Below are 20,026 nucleotides of genomic sequence, written 5' to 3'. Positions count from 1 at the left end.
GCCGGCCCTGATGGGCCGGGCGCCGCAGGACACCCCGGCGGGCCTCGGGACGTACCTGCTGCTGGCCGTCACCATGCTCTTCGCGGCGTTCCCGCTGTACTGGATGTTCGTCATCGCCACCAGCAACGACGAGGCGCTGGCGAAGCTGCCGCCGGCCGTCGTGCCCGGCGACCGGTTCATGACCAACGTCGACGAGGTCTTCTCCCTCCAGGACGTCTACTTCGCCGCCTCGCTGGTCAACAGCGTCATCGTCTCCACCGTGGTGACCGCCTCGGTGCTCTTCTTCTGCTCACTGGCCGGGTTCGCCTTCGCCAAGTTGCGCTTCGCCGGCCGCAACGCGCTGATGCTCTTCGTGGTGCTCACCCTGACCGTGCCCAACCAGCTCGGCATCGTGGCGCTGTACATCGTGATGGGCAAGCTCGGCTGGAACGGCACCCTGCTCGCCGTCATCGCGCCCGGCCTGGTCACCGCGTTCGGCGTGTTCTACATGCGCCAGTTCATCGTCAACACGGTCCCCGACGAGCTGGTCGAGTCGGCCCGGGTCGACGGCGCCACCACCATGCGCGTCTACTGGAACATCGTGCTGCCGGCGATCCGCCCGGCCCTGGCCGTGCTCGGCCTGCTGACCTTCGTCGCCACCTGGAACGACTTCCAGTGGCCGCTGATCACGCTGAGCGGCACCGACTACCCGACCTCGATGGTGGCCATCTCCGACCTGGCCAGCGGCAACTACGTCATCTACCGGCGGGTGCTGGCCGGCGCGTTCATCGCCACCGTGCCATTGCTGATCATGCTGTTCATCGGTGGCCGGCAGATCGTCCGCGGAATCATGGAAGGTGCGGTGAAGTCGTGACCCTTCAGACGGTGCACGAGGGCTGGACGCTGCGGGCCGTACCGGGGGAGCAGGTGCCGGAGCCGGTCGCCGGCCGGAGCGTGCCGGCCACCGTGCCCGGCTGCGTGCACACCGACCTGCTCGCCGCCGGCCTGATCCCCGAGCCGTTCCGCGACGCCAACGAGACGGAGCTGACCTGGATCGGGCGTACCGACTGGGTCTACGAGACGACCGTCGACCACGAGCCGGGCGACGACGACCGGGTCGACCTGGTCTGCGCCGGCCTCGACACCGTCGCCACCGTCACCCTCAACGACGTCGAGGTGGGCCGGACCGAGAACATGCACCGCGGCCACCGCTTCGACGTCACGTCGCTGCTGCGGCCGGGGGCGAACACCCTCGCCGTCCGGTTCGACTCGGCCTACCGCTACGCCGAGGCCCACCGCGACCGGCTCGGCGACCGGCCGAACGCCTACCCCGAGCCGTTCCAGTTCATCCGCAAGATGGCCTGCAACTTCGGCTGGGACTGGGGCCCGACGCTGGTCACCGCCGGCATCTGGCAGGAGATCGGGCTGCACGCCTGGTCCACCGCCCGGCTCGCCACGGTCCGCCCCCTGGTCACCGTCGCCGACGGCGTGGGCCGGGTCGAGGTGCACGTCGAGGTCGAGCGGGCGGCCGACGTCCCGGTCACCGTCCGGTCCGCCGTCGCCGGCGTCACCGCCGAGGTGGTCGTCGCGGCCGGACAGCGCACGGCCGTGGCGACGATCGAGGTCCGCGATCCCGAGCTGTGGTGGCCGCGGGGGTACGGCGCGCAGCCGCTGCACCGCCTCGACGTGACCCTCCACGCCCCCGACGGCCGGGAACTGGACGCGTGGTCGCGGCGGATCGGCTTCCGCTCGGTACGCCTGGACACCACCCCGGACGCGCACGGCACCCCCTTCGTCCTGCACGTCAACGACGTGCCGGTCTTCGTCCGGGGCGTCAACTGGATCCCCGACGACCCGTTCCCGAGCCGGATCACCCGTCGTCGGCTGGCGCACCGGTTCGACCAGGCGGCCGGGGCCGGGATCAACCTGCTGCGGGTCTGGGGCGGCGGCCGGTACGAGTCGGCGGACTTCTACGAGTTGGCCGACGAGATGGGCCTGCTGGTGCAGCAGGACTTCCTCTTCGCCTGCGCGGCGTACCCGGAGGAGGAGCCGTTCGCCACCGAGGTGGCCGCCGAGGCGACCGAGGCGGTGACCCGGCTGGCCGTACACCCGTCGCTGGTGCTCTGGACCGGCAACAACGAGAACATCTGGGGCTGGCACGACTGGGGCTGGCAGGAGGAGTTGGCCGGCCGCACCTGGGGTCGGGGCTACTACCTGGACCTGCTGCCCCGGATCGTCGCCGAGCTGGACCCGACCCGCCCGTACTGGCCGGGCAGCCCCTGGTCGGGCAGCGACGAGATCCACCCCAACGACCCGGCGCACGGCACCATGCACATCTGGGACGTCTGGAACACCGACGACTACACCAAGTACCGGGAGTACGTGCCGCGCTTCGTCGCCGAGTTCGGCTACCAGGCGCCCCCGGCGTACGCGACGCTGCGCGGGGCGCTCTCCGACGAGCCGCTGGCGCACGACTCGCCCGGCATGGCGCACCACCAGAAGGCCGCTGACGGTGACCGCAAGCTCCAGCGCGGCCTCGACGCGCACCTGCCCGTCCCGGCGGACTTCGACGACTGGCACTTCCTCACCCAGCTCAACCAGGCCCGGGCGATCCAGCTCGGGGTGGAGCACTTCCGCTCGTACCGGGACGTCTGCGCGGGCACGATCGTCTGGCAGCTCAACGACTGCTGGCCGGTCACCTCGTGGGCGGCGATCGACGGCGACGGGCGGCGCAAGCCGCTCTGGTACGCGCTGCGCCGGGCGTACGCCGACCGGCTGCTCACCGTCCAGCCCCGCGACGGCGGCCTGGCCCTGGTCGCGGTCAACGAGACCGGCCGGCCGTGGCGGGCGGCGGCGACGGTGACCCGGCTGACCCTGGCCGGCGAGCCCCGGGCGAAGACCGGGTACGAGCTGGACGTGCCGGCGTACTCGGCGGTGGCGCTGCCGCTGCCGACCGACCTGGCCGGGCCGGAGGAGACCGCCCGGGAGTTGCTGGTGGCCGAGGCCGGCGACGAGGTGGAACGGGCCCTCTGGTTCTTCGCCGAGGACCGGGACGCCCGCTGGCCGGCGGCCCGCTTCGACGCGACGGTCGAGCCGGCCGACGGCGGGCAGCGGGTGCGGGTGACCGCCCGGACGGTGCTGCGCGACCTGACCCTCTTCCCGGACCGGCTCGACCCGTCCGCCGAGGTGGACCGGGCGCTGGTCACCCTGCTGCCCGGGGAGTCGACCACCTTCACCGTGACGGCCGACGCACCGCTGGACCCGGCGGCGCTGACCGCCCGGCCGGTGCTGCGCTGCGTCAACGACATCACCGCAACGGCATCCACGGAAGAGGCGACGACCGCCGGGGCGACGGCCACGGAAGGAGCGACGGCATGAGGGGCGAGGGCACGAGGCGGCGGCTGGCCGGCGTACTGCTGGCCCTGGCCGGGCTGCTGGCGACGGTGGCCGCCGGGCCCGCGCAGGCCGCGCCCGGCGAGCGGCACGGCGGCGGATTCGTCATCCGCAAGGGCGACCAGCTCTTCCTGGACGGCCGGCCGTTCCGGTTCGCCGGGACGAACAACTACTACCTGGAGTACAAGTCCCGGGCGATGGTCGACGACGTGTTCGCCGACGCCAAGGCGGCCCGGTTCACCGTGCTGCGGCACTGGGGCTTCCTCGACATCGGCACGCCGGGCGGCACCGACTCGGTCGCCGGCCCCTCCGACGGGGTCTGGTTCCAGTACTGGGACGGGGAGAAGCCGGCCTACAACGACGGCCCGGACGGCCTCCAGCGCTTGGACTACGTGCTGTACGCGGCCCGACGGGCCGGCATCCGGGTGGTCGTCCCGCTGGTCAACAACTGGCGCGACTTCGGCGGCATGGACCAGTACGTCCGCTGGCGCGGCGGCGAGCACCACGACGACTTCTACACCGACCCGGTGATCCGGGGCTGGTACCGCGACTGGGTGTCGCACGTGCTCAACCGGGTCAACCCGCTGACCGGGCTGGCGTACAAGGACGACCCGACGGTGCTGGCGTGGGAGTTGGCGAACGAGCCGCGCTGCAAGGGCTCCGGCGTCTACCCGCCCTCGCCCGACTGCACCACGGACACGATCACCGGCTGGGCCGACGAGATGAGCCGGCACGTCAAGTCGATCGACCGGCGGCACCTGCTCGGCGTCGGTGACGAGGGCTTCTTCTGCGACGACCGGGCCGCGCAGGACTGGACGGTCAACTGCGGCGAGGGTGTCGACGCGGTGGCGCTGGCGAAGCTGCCGGCGGTGGACCTGATGGGCTACCACCTCTACCCGGACCACTGGGAGAAGGACGCCGACTGGGGGGTCGCCTGGATCGAGCGGCACAACCGGGAGGCCGAGCGGATCGGCAAGCCGGCGGTGCTCGGCGAGTTCGGTTGGGCCGACCGGGCCACCCGCAACCCGGTCTACCAGCGGTGGACCGACGCGGTGATCCGCGGCGGCGGGGCCGGCTTCCTCTACTGGATCCTCTCCGGTGTCCAGGACGACGGCAGCCTCTACCCGGACTACGACGGCTACACCGTCTACTGCCCGAGCCCGGTCTGCACCACGCTGACCAACGCCGGCGACCGGATCCGGCGCGGCTGGCGGCCCCGACCGCCGGTCGCCGACCACGACGCCGTGACCGTCCAGGCCGGCACGCCGGTCACCCTGACCCCGGCGGGCAACGACATCGCGTACGTGGGGAAGGTGCGGCCGTCCAGCGTCGACCTCGACCCGTCGGCGTACGGCCAGCAGCGCTCGGCCTCCGTCACCGGTGGCTCGTTCGCCCTCACCGCGTCGGGTGAGGTGACCTTCACGCCGGCCGAGGGCTTCCAGGGCAAGGCGGTCGGCCACTACACGATCCGTGATCTCGCCGGTCGGGTGTCGAACGTCGCCGATCTGACGGTCACCGTCAAGCCGGCGCCGGGTGATCCGATCCGGCTCGCCTCCTGGGAGACCGGGGTGGAGGGCTGGGCGCCCGGAAACTGGCAGGCCGACGCGGGCACGGTGGCGCAGACCGCCGAGTTCGCCACGGACGGCAGCCACGGCCTGCGGGTCACCGCCACCGGCGGGGGCTGGTTCGGGGTCACCCTGCCCGCCCCGGTCGACCTGTCGGCCAAGGGCTCGCTCCGCTACGACCTGCGGACGTCCGCCTCGGCGGGCACCTCGTCCGCGATCGCCCTGCAGACCGGCGCCGGGTACGCCTGGTGCCAGTCGACCTTCGGCTGGGTGCCGGAGGGGACCACCACCACCACCGTCGAGGTGGACCTGCTCGACCAGATGTCCTGCGACGCGGCGGCGCTGGCCGACGTACGCGGGGTGTTGATCTGGGTCAGCCCCGGCACGCACGACCTGGACAACCTGCGCGCCGAGTGAGCGCGTGCCGGGCCGGCCGGTGGGTGGTCCCCACCGGCCGGCCCGGCGTCGTGGGGTGGGGATCCATCCGTGCGATCAGGTCCGTAGCGTGCGTGCCGGCCCTCTACAGGCCGGAGCCGCGTCCGCACCCCACGGCCGGACGCTTCTCGAATTGAAGAATTGTGCAAGTGCTAAAGTCGTCATGGTGCGGCGCCGGCCGCGCGGTGAGGGAGGCGACGGGCGTGTCGGTGCCGCTGTACCAGGCGAAGGCGGAGCTGTTCCGCACCCTCGGGCACCCGGTGCGGATCCGGGTCCTCGAACTGCTCCAGGACGGCCCGAAGCCCGTCCGCGACCTGCTCGCCGCGATCGACGTCGAGGCGTCCAACCTCTCCCAGCAACTCGCCGTGCTGCGCCGCGCCGGCATGGTCACCACCTGGCGCGACGGCCCGCTCGTCATGTACGCCCTCAGCACCCCCGACGTGGCCGACCTGCTGGCCGCCGGCCGGCGCATCCTCGGCGCGGTCCTCACCGACCGGGACGGCCTCCTCGACGAACTACGCGCCTCCGGCGGCGACCGGTGAGCGCAGCGGCCGACCTCGTCCGCGACCGCGTCCTCGGCCTGCTCCCCGGCCGCGCCGACTGGGCGGCGGTACGCCGCTCACCGCGCCGGGACCTGCTCGCCGGTCTGACCGTGGCGGTGGTGGCGCTGCCGCTGGCCCTGGCCTTCGGCGTCACCTCCGGCCTCGGCGCGCAGGCCGGCCTGGTCACCGCCGTCGTCGCCGGCGCCGTGGCCGCGATCTTCGGCGGCTCCAACCTCCAGGTGTCCGGCCCCACCGGGGCGATGACCGTCGTGCTGGTGCCGGTGGTGCAGCAGTTCGGCCCGACCGGGGTGCTGATGGTCGGCGCGCTGGCCGGGCTGATCCTCGTCGCCCTGGCGCTCGCCCGCCTCGGCCGGTACGTCCGCTACCTGCCCACCCCGGTGATCGAGGGCTTCACCGCCGGTATCGCCGTGGTCATCGCCCTGCAACAGGTGCCCGCCGCGCTCGGCGTCACCGACGCCCACGGCGAGCGGGTCTGGGCGGTGGCGGCCGACGCCGTCGCCCGCTTCGTCGTACACCCCCGGCCGGCCGCCGTCGCGGTGGCCCTCGGCGTCGCGGCGCTGATGCTGCTCGGCGCCCGCTGGCGGCCCGGCCTGCCGTTCTCTCTGCTCGGGGTCGCCGCCGCGACGATCCTCGCGGAGACCGTCCCGGTCGACCTGGTCCGCATCGGCACGCTGCCGCAGGGTCTGCCCGCGCCGTCGCTCGGCTTCCTCGACCCCGGCGCTCTCGGCGTGCTGCTGCCCTCCGCGCTCGCGGTGGCCGCCCTCGCCGCCCTGGAGAGCCTGCTGTCGGCCACCGTCGCGGACGCCATGACGGTCGGCGAGCGACACGACCCCGACCGGGAACTCTTCGGTCAGGGCCTGGCCAACCTCGCGTCCCCGGTCTTCGGCGGCATCCCGGCCACCGCGGCCATCGCCCGCACCGCCGTCAACGTCCGCGCCGGGGCGTCGTCGAAGCTCGCCGCCCTCACCCACGCGGTCGCCCTGGCCGGGATCGTGCTCGCCGCCGCGCCGCTGGTCGGCCGGATCCCGCTCGCCGCCCTGGCCGGCGTGCTGCTCGCCACCTGCGTCCGGATGGTCGAGGCCGGCTCGCTCTGGGCGCTGGCTCGGGCCACCCGGGGCGACGCGCTGGTGCTGGTGCTCACCTTCGCCGTCACCGTCATCTGGGACCTGGTCACCGCCGTCGCGGTCGGCGTCGGCGTGGCCGTCGTCGTCGCGCTGCGCGCCGTGGCCCGCAGCGCCAAACTGGAACAGGTCCCCCTCGACCAGGGCGAACACAGCGCCGAGGAGCACGCGCTGCTCGCCGAGCACATCGTCGCCTACCGGCTCGACGGGCCGCTCTTCTTCGCCGCCGCCCACACCTTCCTGCTGGAACTCTCCGAGGTCGCCGACGTGCGGGTGGTGATCCTGCGGATGTCCCGGGTCACCACCGTCGACGCCACCGGCGCGCACGTCCTCGGCGACGCGATCCGGCGGCTGCAGGGGCGCGGGATCACCGTGCTGCTCTCCGGCATCACCCCGGGGCACGACCAGGTGCTCACCACCCTCGGGGTGGCCGAGGAGCTACGCCGTGACGGGTTGGTCTTCCCGGACACCCCGTCGGCCATCCGGCACGCCCGCACCCTGGCCCTCACGGCACACTGATCCACCCTCGGCCGAAGCGGGTTATCAATCCTGCCCGGAGGACCCCTCCCGAGGGGCGACTCGTGAATATCGGGGAACGCGCCCGCCGTGCCACCATGCCCGTGGCATCGAGGCAGTCACCACATCGGGTAGGCAAATCATGAGCGACAGCGAGGACCGCGAGCCGGGGACGATTGCCGAGCTGACCGAACGGCTCCGGCGATTCGCCGAGGAGCGGGAGTGGCAGCAGTTCCACACGCCGAAGAACCTGGCGATGGCGCTGGCCGGCGAAGTCGGTGAGCTGCTGGCGGAGCTGCAGTGGCTGACGCCGGAGGAGTCGAGCCGGTTGATGGCCGACCCTGAGCTGGGCGGACGGGTACGGGCCGAGGTCGGAGACGTGATGATCTACCTGACCCGGTTGGCGGACGTACTCGGGATCGACCTGGTCCGGGCGGCTGACGACAAGCTGGTGGAGGTGGCTCGCCGGTACCCGGTGGAGCGGGTGCGGGGGTGGGCCGCCAAGGCCGAAGGGTCGTAGCCGTGGATTGATCTTCTGGATAGGGTTTCCGTACCAGCGGTCCGACGGGCTTCCGGAGCATGGACACGCCCCCATCCGCGCGACACTTCGTGCTGTCCGGAGGCGCTTCCATGTCGGCGTACCGCTCGTCCGCTGCTGGCCTGTTGCGACTGGCCTCCGACGGCACCCTTGCCGACGTGCTCGCCGAGCGAGCCCGGTTCGGCGGCCACGGGGTGGCTCCTGCCGAGAAACGGGCCTGGGCGCGCAGCCTACCCGTACTGGCGCAGGACCTCGTCGACGCCGGCCTCGACGAGGTGGAAGTGCTGGTCGAGTACCAGCTCCCGCTGACCAGCCGTCGTGTCGACGCGGTGCTGGCGGGCACCGATCCACGTACCGGGGACGACACGTACCTCGTGGTCGAACTGAAGCAGTGGTCCTACGCGACAGCCTACGAGGACTCCGACACCCTGGTGGCCGTCGAGCACGTTCGCGGACCACGGCTGCACCCGGGCATCCAGGTCGCCGACTACTGCCGCTACCTCAGTGACTTCCTGGGTGTCCTCGGCCGGGAACAGAAGCAGTTGGGCGGGGCGGCCTACCTGCACAACGCGGTGGACCGGGACGTCGTCGACCTGTTCGAACGGCCGGTCACCGAGCAGAGCCGGATCTTCACCAGGCAGCGCCGGGGGCAGTGGCTCGACCACCTGCGTCGCCGATTCGCTCCCGCTTCGGGGGCGGACGCCGCTGACCGGTTCCTGACCAGCACCGTGCGTCCGAGCCGTCATCTGCTGGCGTACGCGGCCGCCGAGCTGAAGGAACGTTCGCACTTCACCCTGCTGGACGAGCAGCACGTGGCGTACGAGTTGGTCATGCACGCGGTCGAGCGGGCCCGGACGGCGAACCACAAGCGGGCCGTGGTGGTGGCGGGCGGTCCGGGCAGCGGCAAGAGCGTCATCGCCCTCTCGGTCCTCGGTGAACTCGCCCGGCAGAACCGGTCAGTGCTGCACGCCACCGGCTCCCGATCGTTCACCCAGACCCTGCGCCGCTACGCCGGTCGCGGCTCGACCCGCCTGCAGAGCCTCTTCAAGTACTTCAACAGCTTCATGGACGCCGGAGTCAACGACATCGAGGTGCTGATCTGCGACGAGGCGCACCGGGTGCGCGAGACCTCGGTGAACCGCTACACCCCCAAGGCCCGGCGCGACGTCGCGCGGCCGCAGCTCGAAGAACTCGTCTCCGTCGCCCGGGTGCCGGTCTTCCTCCTCGATGAGCATCAGGTGGTCAAGCCCGGTGAACTGGGCAATGTCGAGGTCATCTCGGCCTTCGCGGAGAAGCTCGGACTGGAGGTCGATGTCGTCTCGCTGCACGACCAGTTCCGCTGCGGCGGCAGTGAGGCGTACGAACAGTGGGTGCGGGACCTCCTCGGCCTCGACGGCGGTGAGCCGACCGTCTGGACGGGAGACGGTCGTTTCGACGTGCATGTGGTGGACTCGCCCGAGGCGTTGGAGTCGTACCTGGCCGAGCGGCAGGCAGTCAGCGGCACCGCGCGGATGTCGGCCGGCTACTGCTGGCCGTGGAGCGACCCGAGGCCGGACGGCACCCTCGTGCCGGACGTGACGATCGGTGACTGGGCCAGGCCGTGGAACGTCAAGAGCGAGCGGAGCGTCGGTGACGCCCCGGGCAGCGCGTTCTGGGCCACCGACCCGAACGGTTTCGGCCAGGTCGGCTGCGTCTACACGGCCCAGGGCTTCGAGTACGACTGGTCCGGGGTGGTCATCGGCCCGGACCTGGTCGCCCGGGACGGACGACTGTTCACCCGTCGTGCAGAGTCGAAGGACCCGGCATTCCGCAGCCGCAAGTCGGTCAGCGACGAGGAGGCCGACCGGCTCATCCGCAACACCTACAAAGTGCTGCTGACGCGTGGGATGCGAGGCACGGTGGTGTACGCGACGGACCCGGAGACCCGCGAGTACCTGCGCTCCCTGGTACGGGTGGAGCAGGCGCCGGAGGTCCGGTTCGAGGGTGAGACCGGGTAGCGGCAGCCGGAGAGTGTCGATACAGTGACCGTCGGTTCAGCGGATCGACGGGCTTCCTCCAGGGAAAGGCCCCCACCGCGCGAGATTCTCGTGCCCGGGGGCTCATCAGTTGCTCGCTCTGCAGACCACCGCGAAGCAGATCCTCGAATGGGCCGGCGCGCGGGAGTTGGAGGAGCGGGTCGCCGCGCACCTGAATTCCGCGGGATTCCAGGTGACCGACAGCGAGCGGTCGTCGTGGCGGCACAGCCTTCCCGCATTGGCCGAGCAACTCGTCGCAGTGGGCCTCGGTGACCTCGACGCGCTTGTGGAGTGCCAACTTCCCCGCAGCAGCAGACGGATCGATGTGATCCTCGCGGGTGCGGAACCTCTGTCCAGACGCCCGGCGTACCTCGTCGTCGAACTCAAGCAGTGGAGCGGAGCGACCCTCTACGACGAGGTCGAGAAGCTGGTCCGGGTCCCGGGCCTGGCCGATCCTCAGCTGCATCCCGCGTTGCAGGTCGAGTCCTACTGCTTCTACCTGGCGGACTTTCTGCCGGTGCTGTGGGAGTCACCCGACTCGGTGCACGGCCTCGCGTTCCTTCACAACGCGGACCATCGCCGAATCCCGGAGTTGCCCCGCACCGGGGATGCCGACACCGACCGACGGCGGATGGTTTGCACACGGGACCGCGTCGTACAGTTCCGCAGCTACCTGACCGAGCGGTTCGGGCCATGGCGGGACGAGGCGGTGGCGCGGCGACTGTTGGATGCGTCCGTTCGCCCGAGCCGGCAGCTCCTGGCCCTGACGGCCGAGGAGGTGGGGAGCCGCGACCATCTCGTTCTGCTCGACGAGCAGCGCGCCGCGTACGAGCTGGTCATGCGTGGTGTGCGCTGGGCCGATCGGGGTCGACGGAAGCGAGTTGTGCTGGTCTCCGGTGGCCCGGGAAGCGGCAAGAGTGCCATCGCGCTCACCCTGTTGGCGGACCTGGCGCGCGAGGACCGCGCGGTGGCGCACGCGACCGGATCCAAGGCGTTCAAGAAGACGGTGCAGCGTTACGCCCGGAGCAGTCCTCGTGACCCGCGCCAGCGGACCGCCCCCATGTTCAACTACTTCCTGGACTTCATGGACTCGCCGGAGAACAGTCTCGACGTGCTGATCTGCGACGAGGCGCACCGGATCCGCAACCGGTCGACACGTGGGCGGGGCGCCGACCAGATCGTCGGGAGGGTGCCCCAGGTCAGGGAGCTCATCGAGGTGGCCAAAGTGCCCGTCTTCCTGCTCGACGACGACCAGGTCGTGCGACCGAACGAGGTCGGCAGCGTCACGATGATCCGTGAGGCGGCGGAGGACCTCGCCTTCGACGTCGACTTCGTCCACCTCGGGGCGCAGTTCCGCTGTGGCGGCAGCCCTCGGTACGAGCGCTGGGTGCGGGGTCTGCTGGGGCTGACCGGCTCCGGCTGGAGGCCCTACCGCTGGCCAGGCGACGACGGCTTCCGGGTGGCGCTGGCCGAGTCTCCGCAGCAGATGGAGACCTTGTTGCGCGGGGCCCAGGAAAGGGGCGGCTCGGCCCGCATCTCCGCCGGCTTCTGCTGGCCCTGGTCCGAAAAGTCGAACGGTCGCCAACTCGTGCCGGACGTGAAGATCGGGTCGTGGACCCGGCCGTGGAACGCTGCAGGTGACCATCCGCCGCCGGGTGTGCCGTCCAGTTCCTACTGGGCCACCGACCCGCGAGGCTTCGACCAAATCGGATGCATCTACACCGCCCAGGGTTTCGAGTACGACTACTCCGGGGTCCTCCTCGGCGAGGATCTGGTGGTCAGGAAAGGGAAGCTCGTCTGTCAGCCCGACAAGTCCCGGGACAGCGCCATCGTCGACCGGAACGGACGACCTCGCGCCGGAAACACGGACCGGCTCATCCGCAACGCCTACAAGGTCCTCCTCACTCGAGGCATGCGCGGGACGATCATCTATTCGGTCGACCGCGAGACGCAGGAGTTCCTGACCCACCTGGTACCTCCTGCGCAGGTGCCCAGGACGCTCGTGGCTCTGGGCGTGCAGCGCGTCGTCGGGGAGGATCGAAACGTCGCCAGCGGTCGCGGTCAGCCGTCCGGGCAGGGTGTCTGGTCCGCGAGTTCCGCCGCGGGTCGGCCCTTGGGAGACCACTGAGGACAGTTGTCAGATTCCCGACTCTGCGCGCATCTGCCGGCCGGTACCGTCCACGGGACCCAAACACAGCTGAATACGTGGGGAGTGACCGTCATGACTGCGCGGGGGCGCACGGTGCGGCATGCGTGAGGACTCGCCGCGCTGGGAGCAGATCAATCCGAGTGCGTACCAGCACGAGCAGGACGGCCTGCGGGAACTGGCCTCGTACCTGCCGGATGCCGAGCCGTACCACGTCTGGGCGAACGTGGAGTTCGTCGGCACGGACGGCTCGATCAACGAGGTCGACGCCCTGGTGCTCACCCGCAGCGGTCTCTACGTGCTGGAACTCAAGCACTGGCAGGGCCGGGTGTCGGGAGACGGCCAGCAGTGGCGCCGGCACAAGCCCAACGGCCGAACGCAGGTGATCGACAGCCCGCTGATCCTGGCGAACCGCAAGGCGAAGCGGCTGCGTAGCGTCATGCAGCAGTACGCCCCGCGCAACGCCAAGGTTCCTTACGTCCAGGCGGCGGTCTTCCTGCACGCCCGGAACTCGCGCTCGGAGCTGGACGAGATCGGCCGCCAGCACGTCTACGGCCTGGACGGCAACGCCTCGCGGCTGCCCAGCCTCAAGGAGTTGCTGCTCGCCCAGCCGGTCGACGCCCGACACCACGTCGACGCGGTACGCGGCCGGCAGATCGTCGAGCTGGTGCGGGGTGCGCGGATCCGCCCCTCGGTCGCCGACCGCCGGATCAACCAACTCGTGCTGCACCAGAGACCGTTCGCCGAGGGCATCGGCTGGCAGGACTTCCTCGCCGACCACACGGTCGGCACCGAGCTGTTACGCCGCGTCCGGTTCTACCTGACGAGCCGGGCCACCGAGGAGGACGTGCCGAAGATCAAGCTCGCCGCGGAGCGCGAGTTCCGGCTGTTACAGGGCATCCACCACCCGGGTATCGCCCGCGCCCTCGACCTGGTCGAGCACCCCTGGGGGCCGGCGGTCGTCTTCGACCACCGCCCCGAATGGGTACGCCTCGACCAGTGGCTGGCCGAGCGGGACGGCCGGCTACAACTGGCCCAGCGGCTCCAGCTCGTGCAGGATCTCGCCGAGATCGTCGACCACGCACACTCCCGGCGGCTGTCACACCGCTCGTTGAATCCCCGGGCCGTCTACGTCTGCGACCCGGACAGCTCCCGACCGACGCTCGTGGTGACCGACTGGCAGACCGGCGGTCGGCTGCCCGGGACCCGCCTCACGTCCCTGGGTTCCCCGACCGACCCGGCCAGCCTCGAGCTCTTCTTCGACGACTCGGTCCGCCGTTACCAGGCCCCGGAGGCGGCGACCCTGGAGGAGCTGCCGGGGCACCAACTCGACATCTTCTCCCTCGGCGCACTGGCGTACCGGATCTTCGCCGGGGCCGAGCCGGCGACGTCGGCCGAGGAACTGCTCGCGGCGGTCGCCGAGGGCGGGCTACACCTCGACGCTGTCGCCGACGGCATGCCCTACGCGCTGGTCTCGGCCGTCTACGACGCGACCCGGGGCGACCCGGCGCAGCGGATGAAGCGGGTGGGTGACTTCCTCACCTGGATCGACCTGGTATGGGAGGAACTGACCGCCCCGGAGCCTGAGCCGGTGGTGGACCCGCTGCAGGCCCACCGGGGCGACGTGCTCGACGGCGGTCTCACCGTGCTCGGCAACCTCGGCAGTGGCGCCACCGCGATCGCCCTCTCCGTCGCGCAGGAGACCCCGGAGGGCCGGCGTGAGCTGGTGCTCAAGGTGGCCCGGGACGAGCAGTACGCCGACCGGTTCGCCGCCGAGGCCCGTACCGTCGAAAAGCTGCGCGACTCGCGGGTCGCCGCCTTGGTGCAGGGCCCGATCACGGTCGGCAACCGCACCGCGCTGCTGCTGGAGAACGCCGGCGAGCGCACCCTCGCCGAGGACCTGCGCGGCGGTCGGCTGGCGTTGGACCTGTTGGAGCGCTACGGCCGGGACCTGCTGGAGATCGTCGCCTTCCTCGACGGGCAGGGGGTGTGGCACCGCGACATCAAGCCCGCCAACCTGGCGTCCCGGCCCCGGCCGAAGGACAAGCAGCCGCACCTGTGCATCTTCGACTTCTCCCTCGCAGCGGTGCCGGCCGACCAGCTCACCGCCGGCACCACCGCCTACCTCGACCCGTTCCTCGGGCCGCCGCGCCGGCTGCGCTTCGACGCCGCCGCCGAGCGGTTCGCCGCCGCCGTGACCCTGTACGAGATGGCCACCGGCACGCTGCCCCGCTGGGGGGACGGCGCGAACCCGGCGACCGTCCCCGACGAGGTGACTCTCGACCCGGCCGCCTTCGACCCGTCGGTCGCCGACCGCCTCGTCGCCTTCTTCGCCAAGGCGTTGGCCCGGGAGCCCGCCGACCGCTTCGACACCCTCGACGAGATGACCGACGCCTGGCGGGCGGTGTTCCGGGAGATCCCCGAACCGGCGGCGCCCACCGATGACACCGGCGCGGTCGCGCCGCTGACTCGGGCCTCGCTCCTGGAAGCCACCGAGCTGACCGCTCGGGCCCGCTCGGCGCTGGAACGGCTCGGCATCACCACGGTCGGCGAGCTGCTGGATGCCGAACCGTCCGCGCTGACCCGGGCCCGAGGCGTCCCCGACGCCACGCGCAAGGAGATCCTGGCCCGTACCAGGGAACTGCGCGACCGGCTCGACGCCGCCGCCGAGCCGTCGTCCCCCGTGCGGCCGTACGCGCAGGGCGTGGAGGCCCTCAGTGCCACCCTGCCGGCCGAGGCCACCGACCGGGTGGCCTGGCATCGCACCGCCCTGCAGGTGCTGCTCGGGCAGACCGCCGACGACGAGGGCCGCTACCTGCGTTGGCCGTCCCAGTCGGACGTGGCCCGGGTGGTCGGCAAGCAGCAGCCGCAGATATCCACCCTGCTGAAGCGGATCGTCACCCGGGAATGGCAGCCCAACCCCGCCCTCAGCCTGGTTCGCGACGAGATCGTCGCCCTGCTCGACGGGCGGGGTGGGGTGGCCTCCAGTGAGGAGATCGCCGAGGCGTTGATCGCCGCCCGCGGCTCGTACACCGCTGAGCCGAAGCGCACCGCCCAGGCGATCGGTCTGGTCCGGGCAGCCGTGGAGACCGAGCTGGCCCGGGGCGGCGACGCCCGGCTGGCGATGCAGCGGCTGCGCGGCTGCGACACCGTGCTCGTCGGCCGGGAGCCGGACGACCCCGGCACCGAACGCACGGCGGACGACCTCCTCGGGTATGTCACCCGGCTCGGCCGCCGGGCCGCCGCCCTGGCCGGCGCGGACCCGCTGCCCACCCGGGCTCGGGCCGTGGAGGAACTGCGTGCGCTGGAGCCGCCGCCGGCGGGCATGCCGCCGTTGAGTGACGCCCGGCTGCTTCAGCTCGCCGCCGCCGGCAGCGGAGGGGAGGCCGCTGTCAACGCGCAGGGCCAGCTCTACCCTGCGGAGCAGATGTCCGCCGAGCGCGCGCTACGACTCGCCGCGGGCGCGCTGGTCGGCCAGCGGCTCGACCCGGAGACAATACGCGCCAGAGTGCGCGTCCGGTTCCCCCGCGCACAGGAGCTGCCACCCCGGCCGAAGCTGGACGCGTTGCTGCGCGAGATCCCCCTGGTGTGGGACTCGTTCAGCAGCCGGTACGTGCCGCCGGACCGCACCTCGTCGGTCACGGGCACCCGATCGTTGAGCACGGTCGGCCCGCTCCTGGAGTCGGACGCCGCCGTCCGGGCCGGCCGACGACTGCGCGACGTCGTGGACCGACGAGGCTTCCTGGTGCTGCTCGCCTCGGTCCGACGGCTGGGGAACGCCCGCCGCGCGTTGCTGGACCGGTTCGACCTCACCGAGGTGAACGTCACCGACATCATGTTGCAGCGGCTGCGCGCGCTCAGCTTCCCCTGGGAGGCGATCGTCGCCGCCGACACCGGCTCGCCGACCGACGCCGACTTCCGCTCCCTGATGGAGTTGTTCCAGTACGAGGTCATGCCGGAGGTCGAGCGAATGCTCGCCGAGACCGAGCGGCCGGTGCTGATCACCGAGGCCGCGCCGCTGGCCCGCTATCAGCAGCTCCGGCTGATCCAGGAACTGGCCGACCCGACCCGGACGCGCCCCGCCGCACGGCTACTGCTGGTGCCGGTCCGCCGCACCGAGCCGGTGCTGCTCGACGGCCAGCAGATCCCCCTCACGTCGCCGGCCAGCCAGTCGCTGTGGCTGCCCGAGGACCCCACCCCCGCCCCGGAGAGGAACGCGCCCCGATGATCCCCCTCAAGGCGCTCCAGGCCCAGGTCACCGCCCTCACCGACGACCTGCGCACGCAGGTCGCCCGGGACTCCGAGCTGGAGTCCTCGCTGCGCAAGGAGCACGCCCAGGCGACAGAGGCGAAGCGTACGGCGGGGACGTTCGAGACCTGGCTGGAGGACATCCTCGACCAGGCGGCGGTGGCCTGGGTGCTCGGTTGCGTCTTCGTACGCTTCTGCGAGGACAACGAGTTGGTCCAACCGCTCTGGATCGGCGGCCCGGAGCCGGCGGCGCCGGTCGAGCGGGCGGTGCAGGAGCGCCAGCAGTACCTGATCGACAACCCCCGGCACAACGACCGGGAGTGGCTGCGCGAGGCGTTCGGCTACCTGCGCACACTCAAGGCCACCGGGAAGATATTCGACGAGCACAACCCGGTGTGGCGGTTCGACATCTCCGGTGAGGCGGCCGAAAAGCTGTCGGAGTTCTTCCGCCGCGGACCGGGTCTGGTGTCGTTGCGGGTTGATGATCTCAACACCCGGCTCCTCGGCGACCTGTACCAGGACCTGTCGACGCATGCGAAGAAGACGTACGCGCTGTTGCAGACGCCGGACTTCGTGGAGGAGTTCATCCTCGACCGGACCTTCGAGCCGGCGGTGAAAGAGTTCGGCCTGCCGGAGACCTCGGTCATCGACCCGACGTGCGGGTCGGGGCACTTCCTGTTGGGTGCCTTCGACCGGCTGGTGAAGCTGTGGCGGAAGCGGGAACCGGCTTCGGACATCCGAGAGTTGGTCGAACGGGCGCTCGGGCAGGTAACCGGGGTGGACATCAATCCGTTCGCGGTGGCGATCGCGCGGTTCCGGCTGCTGGTCGCCGCGATGAAGGAATGTGGGCTGACGTCGCTGGAGCGTGCGCCGGCCTGGCCGGTTCGCGTGGCGACGGGCGACTCGCTGCTGCACTGGGGGCGGAAGTCGCGTCACCAGGGGGATCTGTTCGAGTACGGCAAGGGCGGGAGCGGCTTCGCGTACGTGACCGAGGACGCCGACGTGCTCGCCGACTACCTCGAAGAGGGGCAGTACACGGTGGTGGTGGGCAACCCGCCGTACATCACCGTCGCCGACTCGGCCCGCAACCAGCTATACCGCAGCATCTACCCCCATGTCTGCCACCGTCAGTACGCGCTGACAGTGCCGTTCGCCAAGCGCTTCTTCGATCTGGCGAAGCGTTCCGACGAGCACGGCGAGAGAGCGGGCCACGTCGGCCAGATTACCGGTAACGGCTTTATGAAACGCGAGTTTGGCAGGAAACTGATCGAGGATTACTTTTCCCATCAGGTCGAGTTGACAGAAGTGATCGATACCTCTGGTGCCTACATTCCCGGTCACGGGACACCGACCGTCATTTTGGTAGGGCGTGCGAATGGCCGGCGCCGGTGTCCGACCTTACGTACCGTCCTAGGTGTTCGAGGAGAGCCTTCGCAACCGGCAACTCCCTCAGACGGCCAGGTCTGGTCTGCGATAGTTGCACAGGTGGACATGCCTGGCTCCGAATCAGAATGGGTTACTGTTGGCGATACTCGCCGCGATCGGCTGGAAATCTACCCATGGAGCTTGTCAGGCGGAGGGGCGGGAGAACTCTACTCTGCGCTGAGTCTCGACCGGATCCATCTGGATGGTGAAATAGAGGTCATAGGCCGTACGACCCACACCGGATTGGACGAGGCGTTCTACCTCGGAGTCGCCGCTGCCAAGACACGCGGGTTGGCCGAGGCGACAGTGCCAGTGGTGCTCGGCGAAGACGTGCGCGATTTTGCACTGACAGCGCCAACGGTGACATTGTTTCCGTATGACGAATCAGGGTGCCCGCGAGATTTATTCGACGTTGAGGAAGCCTATTATTGGGTGACTCGCTCATGGCTGCGATCGAGGCTTGATTTCGGTCACTCTCCTGAAGAGCGCGGGCTTCGCTGGTACGACCACAGCATGTTTTTTCCCAAGCGATACCGAATTGGGTTCTCGCTCGCATTCGCCTTTGTGGCGACGCACAACCACTTCGTGTTGGATCGTGGTGGCAAGGTATTCAAGCAGTCTGCGCCCGTTATCAAGTTGCCGGAGGGGGCGACGGAGGACGATCATCTGCGGCTGCTCGGGGTGCTGAACAGTTCGACCGCCTGCTTCTGGCTCAAGCAGGTCAGTCACAACAAGGGCAGCACTGTTGATCAACGCGGAGCACGGCAGACCACGGTCGCGTGGGAGAACTTCTACGAGTTCACCGGTACAAAGCTTCAGGAGTTTCCGCTGCCCGAGGCGTACCCGTTGGAGCGGGCGCGGCTGCTCGATACGCTGGCGCAGCGGCTCGCCGGCCTGACCCCGGCGGCGGTCGCGGAGTCCGGCGTGCCGACCCGGGAACGGCTGCGGACGGCCCGCGCCGAGTACGACGCCACCCGGGCGCGGATGATCGCGGCGCAGGAGGAATTGGACTGGGAGGTCTACCGGCTCTACGGCCTCCGTGACGGCGACCTGACCTGCGCCGAACCGCCGGAACTGAAGCTCGGCGAGCGGGCGTTCGAGATTGTGCTGGCGCGAAAGATGGCGGCCGGCGAGGTGGAGACGCAGTGGTTCGCCCGGCATGGGTCGACGCCGATCACGGAGTTGCCGTCGCACTGGCCGGATGAGTACCGAGCGCTGGTGCAGCGGCGGATCGAGGTCATCGAGTCGGATCGCCACATCGCGTTGATCGAGCGGCCGGAGTGCAAGCGGCGCTGGGCCACCGATGGCTGGGACGCCATGCAGGCCAAGGCGCTGCGCGACTGGCTGCTCGACCGGCTGGAGGCTCCGGAGCTGTGGGGTGACCGGCCGACGCCGCAGTCGGTGGCGCAGCTCGCCGACAAGGTGCGCCACGACGACGACTTCCGGTCGGTGCTGGAGCTGTGGGCCGGCCGCGACGACTACGACCTGACGAAGACGCTCGCCAAGCTGGTCGCCGACGAGCATGTGCCCTACCTCCCTGCCTACCGCTACAAGCCGTCCGGGCTACGCAAGCGAGTGCAGTGGGAACGGACCTGGGCGCAGCAGCGGCTGGAGGACGCGGGTGAGGACGTGGACATCAAGGTCCCACCGAAGTACACCTCGGCCGACTTCGCCAAGCCGTCGTACTGGCGGGCCCGGGGCAAGCTCGACGTGCCGAAGGAGCGCTTCATCTCGTACCCGAGGGCGGGCCGGGACAACGACGGCACGGAGCTGCTCGGCTGGGCCGGGTGGGACCACCTCGCGCAGGCCCAGGCGCTGGCGACCGTCTACCTGGACCGGAAGCTGCAGGCGGCCTGGCCGGCGGACCGGCTGCTGCCACTGCTGGCCGGCATCGCTGAGCTGGAGCCCTGGTTGCACCAGTGGTACACCGACGAGCGACCGGGCTTCCCCGGTTCACCCGCGCAGTTCTTCACCGACCTCGTCGACGCCGAGCTGTCGCAGCTCGGCGCGGACCGTGCCGAGCTGACTGCTCTGCGAGGCGTGTCCGGAACGGTGGTGTCGGCATGAGGCTCCCCCACTCGG

General features: G+C 70.7%; 10 protein-coding genes. All 10 read left to right on the top strand.

The genetic code is table 11. The annotated features are described in order from the left end of the window. Nucleotides 1-10: 10 nt before the first annotated feature. The 10 genes from ACPFP2_RS03280 (at nucleotide 11) to pglX (ending at nucleotide 20,011) form a co-directional block, all read left to right on the top strand. Nucleotides 11-853 carry a carbohydrate ABC transporter permease gene (locus ACPFP2_RS03280; RefSeq protein ID WP_424086325.1) on the top strand — a complete coding sequence of 281 codons (843 nt, stop codon included), beginning with the start codon at nucleotides 11-13 and terminating at the stop codon, nucleotides 851-853. After that, entirely contained in the window at nucleotides 850-3,357 is a 2,508-nt protein-coding gene (locus ACPFP2_RS03275; protein WP_424085931.1) for a glycoside hydrolase family 2 protein, read from the top strand. The genes ACPFP2_RS03280 and ACPFP2_RS03275 overlap by 4 nt, the downstream gene beginning before the upstream one ends. Further along, the gene (locus tag ACPFP2_RS03270) at nucleotides 3,354-5,354 is read left to right on the top strand and encodes a cellulase family glycosylhydrolase (protein ID WP_424085929.1); all 2,001 of its coding nucleotides are present in this window, start codon (nucleotides 3,354-3,356) and stop codon (nucleotides 5,352-5,354) included. Before ACPFP2_RS03275 ends, ACPFP2_RS03270 begins: the two co-directional genes overlap by 4 nt. Nucleotides 5,355-5,575: 221 nt before the next feature. Next, nucleotides 5,576-5,914 carry an ArsR/SmtB family transcription factor gene (locus ACPFP2_RS03265; protein WP_088977810.1) on the top strand — a complete coding sequence of 113 codons (339 nt, stop codon included), beginning with the start codon at nucleotides 5,576-5,578 and terminating at the stop codon, nucleotides 5,912-5,914. Then, nucleotides 5,911-7,575 (top strand): SulP family inorganic anion transporter, encoded by a 1,665-nt coding sequence (locus ACPFP2_RS03260; RefSeq protein ID WP_424085926.1) that lies wholly within the window; start codon nucleotides 5,911-5,913, stop codon nucleotides 7,573-7,575. Before ACPFP2_RS03265 ends, ACPFP2_RS03260 begins: the two co-directional genes overlap by 4 nt. A gap of 139 nt (nucleotides 7,576-7,714) precedes the next feature. Next, nucleotides 7,715-8,092, top strand: coding sequence for a nucleotide pyrophosphohydrolase (locus ACPFP2_RS03255; protein ID WP_424085924.1), 378 nt, complete (start codon nucleotides 7,715-7,717; stop codon nucleotides 8,090-8,092). A gap of 110 nt (nucleotides 8,093-8,202) precedes the next feature. Continuing rightward, complete coding sequence (locus ACPFP2_RS03250) at nucleotides 8,203-10,107, top strand: DNA/RNA helicase domain-containing protein (protein ID WP_424085922.1); 1,905 nt, start codon at nucleotides 8,203-8,205, stop codon at nucleotides 10,105-10,107. A 109-nt stretch (nucleotides 10,108-10,216) separates the two neighbouring features. Continuing rightward, nucleotides 10,217-12,253 (top strand): DNA/RNA helicase domain-containing protein, encoded by a 2,037-nt coding sequence (locus ACPFP2_RS03245; RefSeq protein ID WP_424085920.1) that lies wholly within the window; start codon nucleotides 10,217-10,219, stop codon nucleotides 12,251-12,253. A 121-nt stretch (nucleotides 12,254-12,374) separates the two neighbouring features. Then, nucleotides 12,375-16,499, top strand: a complete 4,125-nt coding sequence (gene pglW / locus ACPFP2_RS03240; protein ID WP_424085918.1) for a BREX system serine/threonine kinase PglW — start codon at nucleotides 12,375-12,377, stop codon at nucleotides 16,497-16,499. Next, complete coding sequence (gene pglX, locus ACPFP2_RS03235) at nucleotides 16,496-20,011, top strand: BREX-2 system adenine-specific DNA-methyltransferase PglX (protein WP_424085916.1); 3,516 nt, start codon at nucleotides 16,496-16,498, stop codon at nucleotides 20,009-20,011. Before pglW ends, pglX begins: the two co-directional genes overlap by 4 nt. Nucleotides 20,012-20,026: the final 15 nt, after the last annotated feature.

It is taken from the genome of Micromonospora citrea (assembly GCF_049629545.1).
Classification (GTDB): domain Bacteria; phylum Actinomycetota; class Actinomycetes; order Mycobacteriales; family Micromonosporaceae; genus Micromonospora; species Micromonospora citrea_A.
Note: the sequence above shows the minus strand (reverse complement) of the source record. Positions and strands in the feature narration are given on the sequence as shown.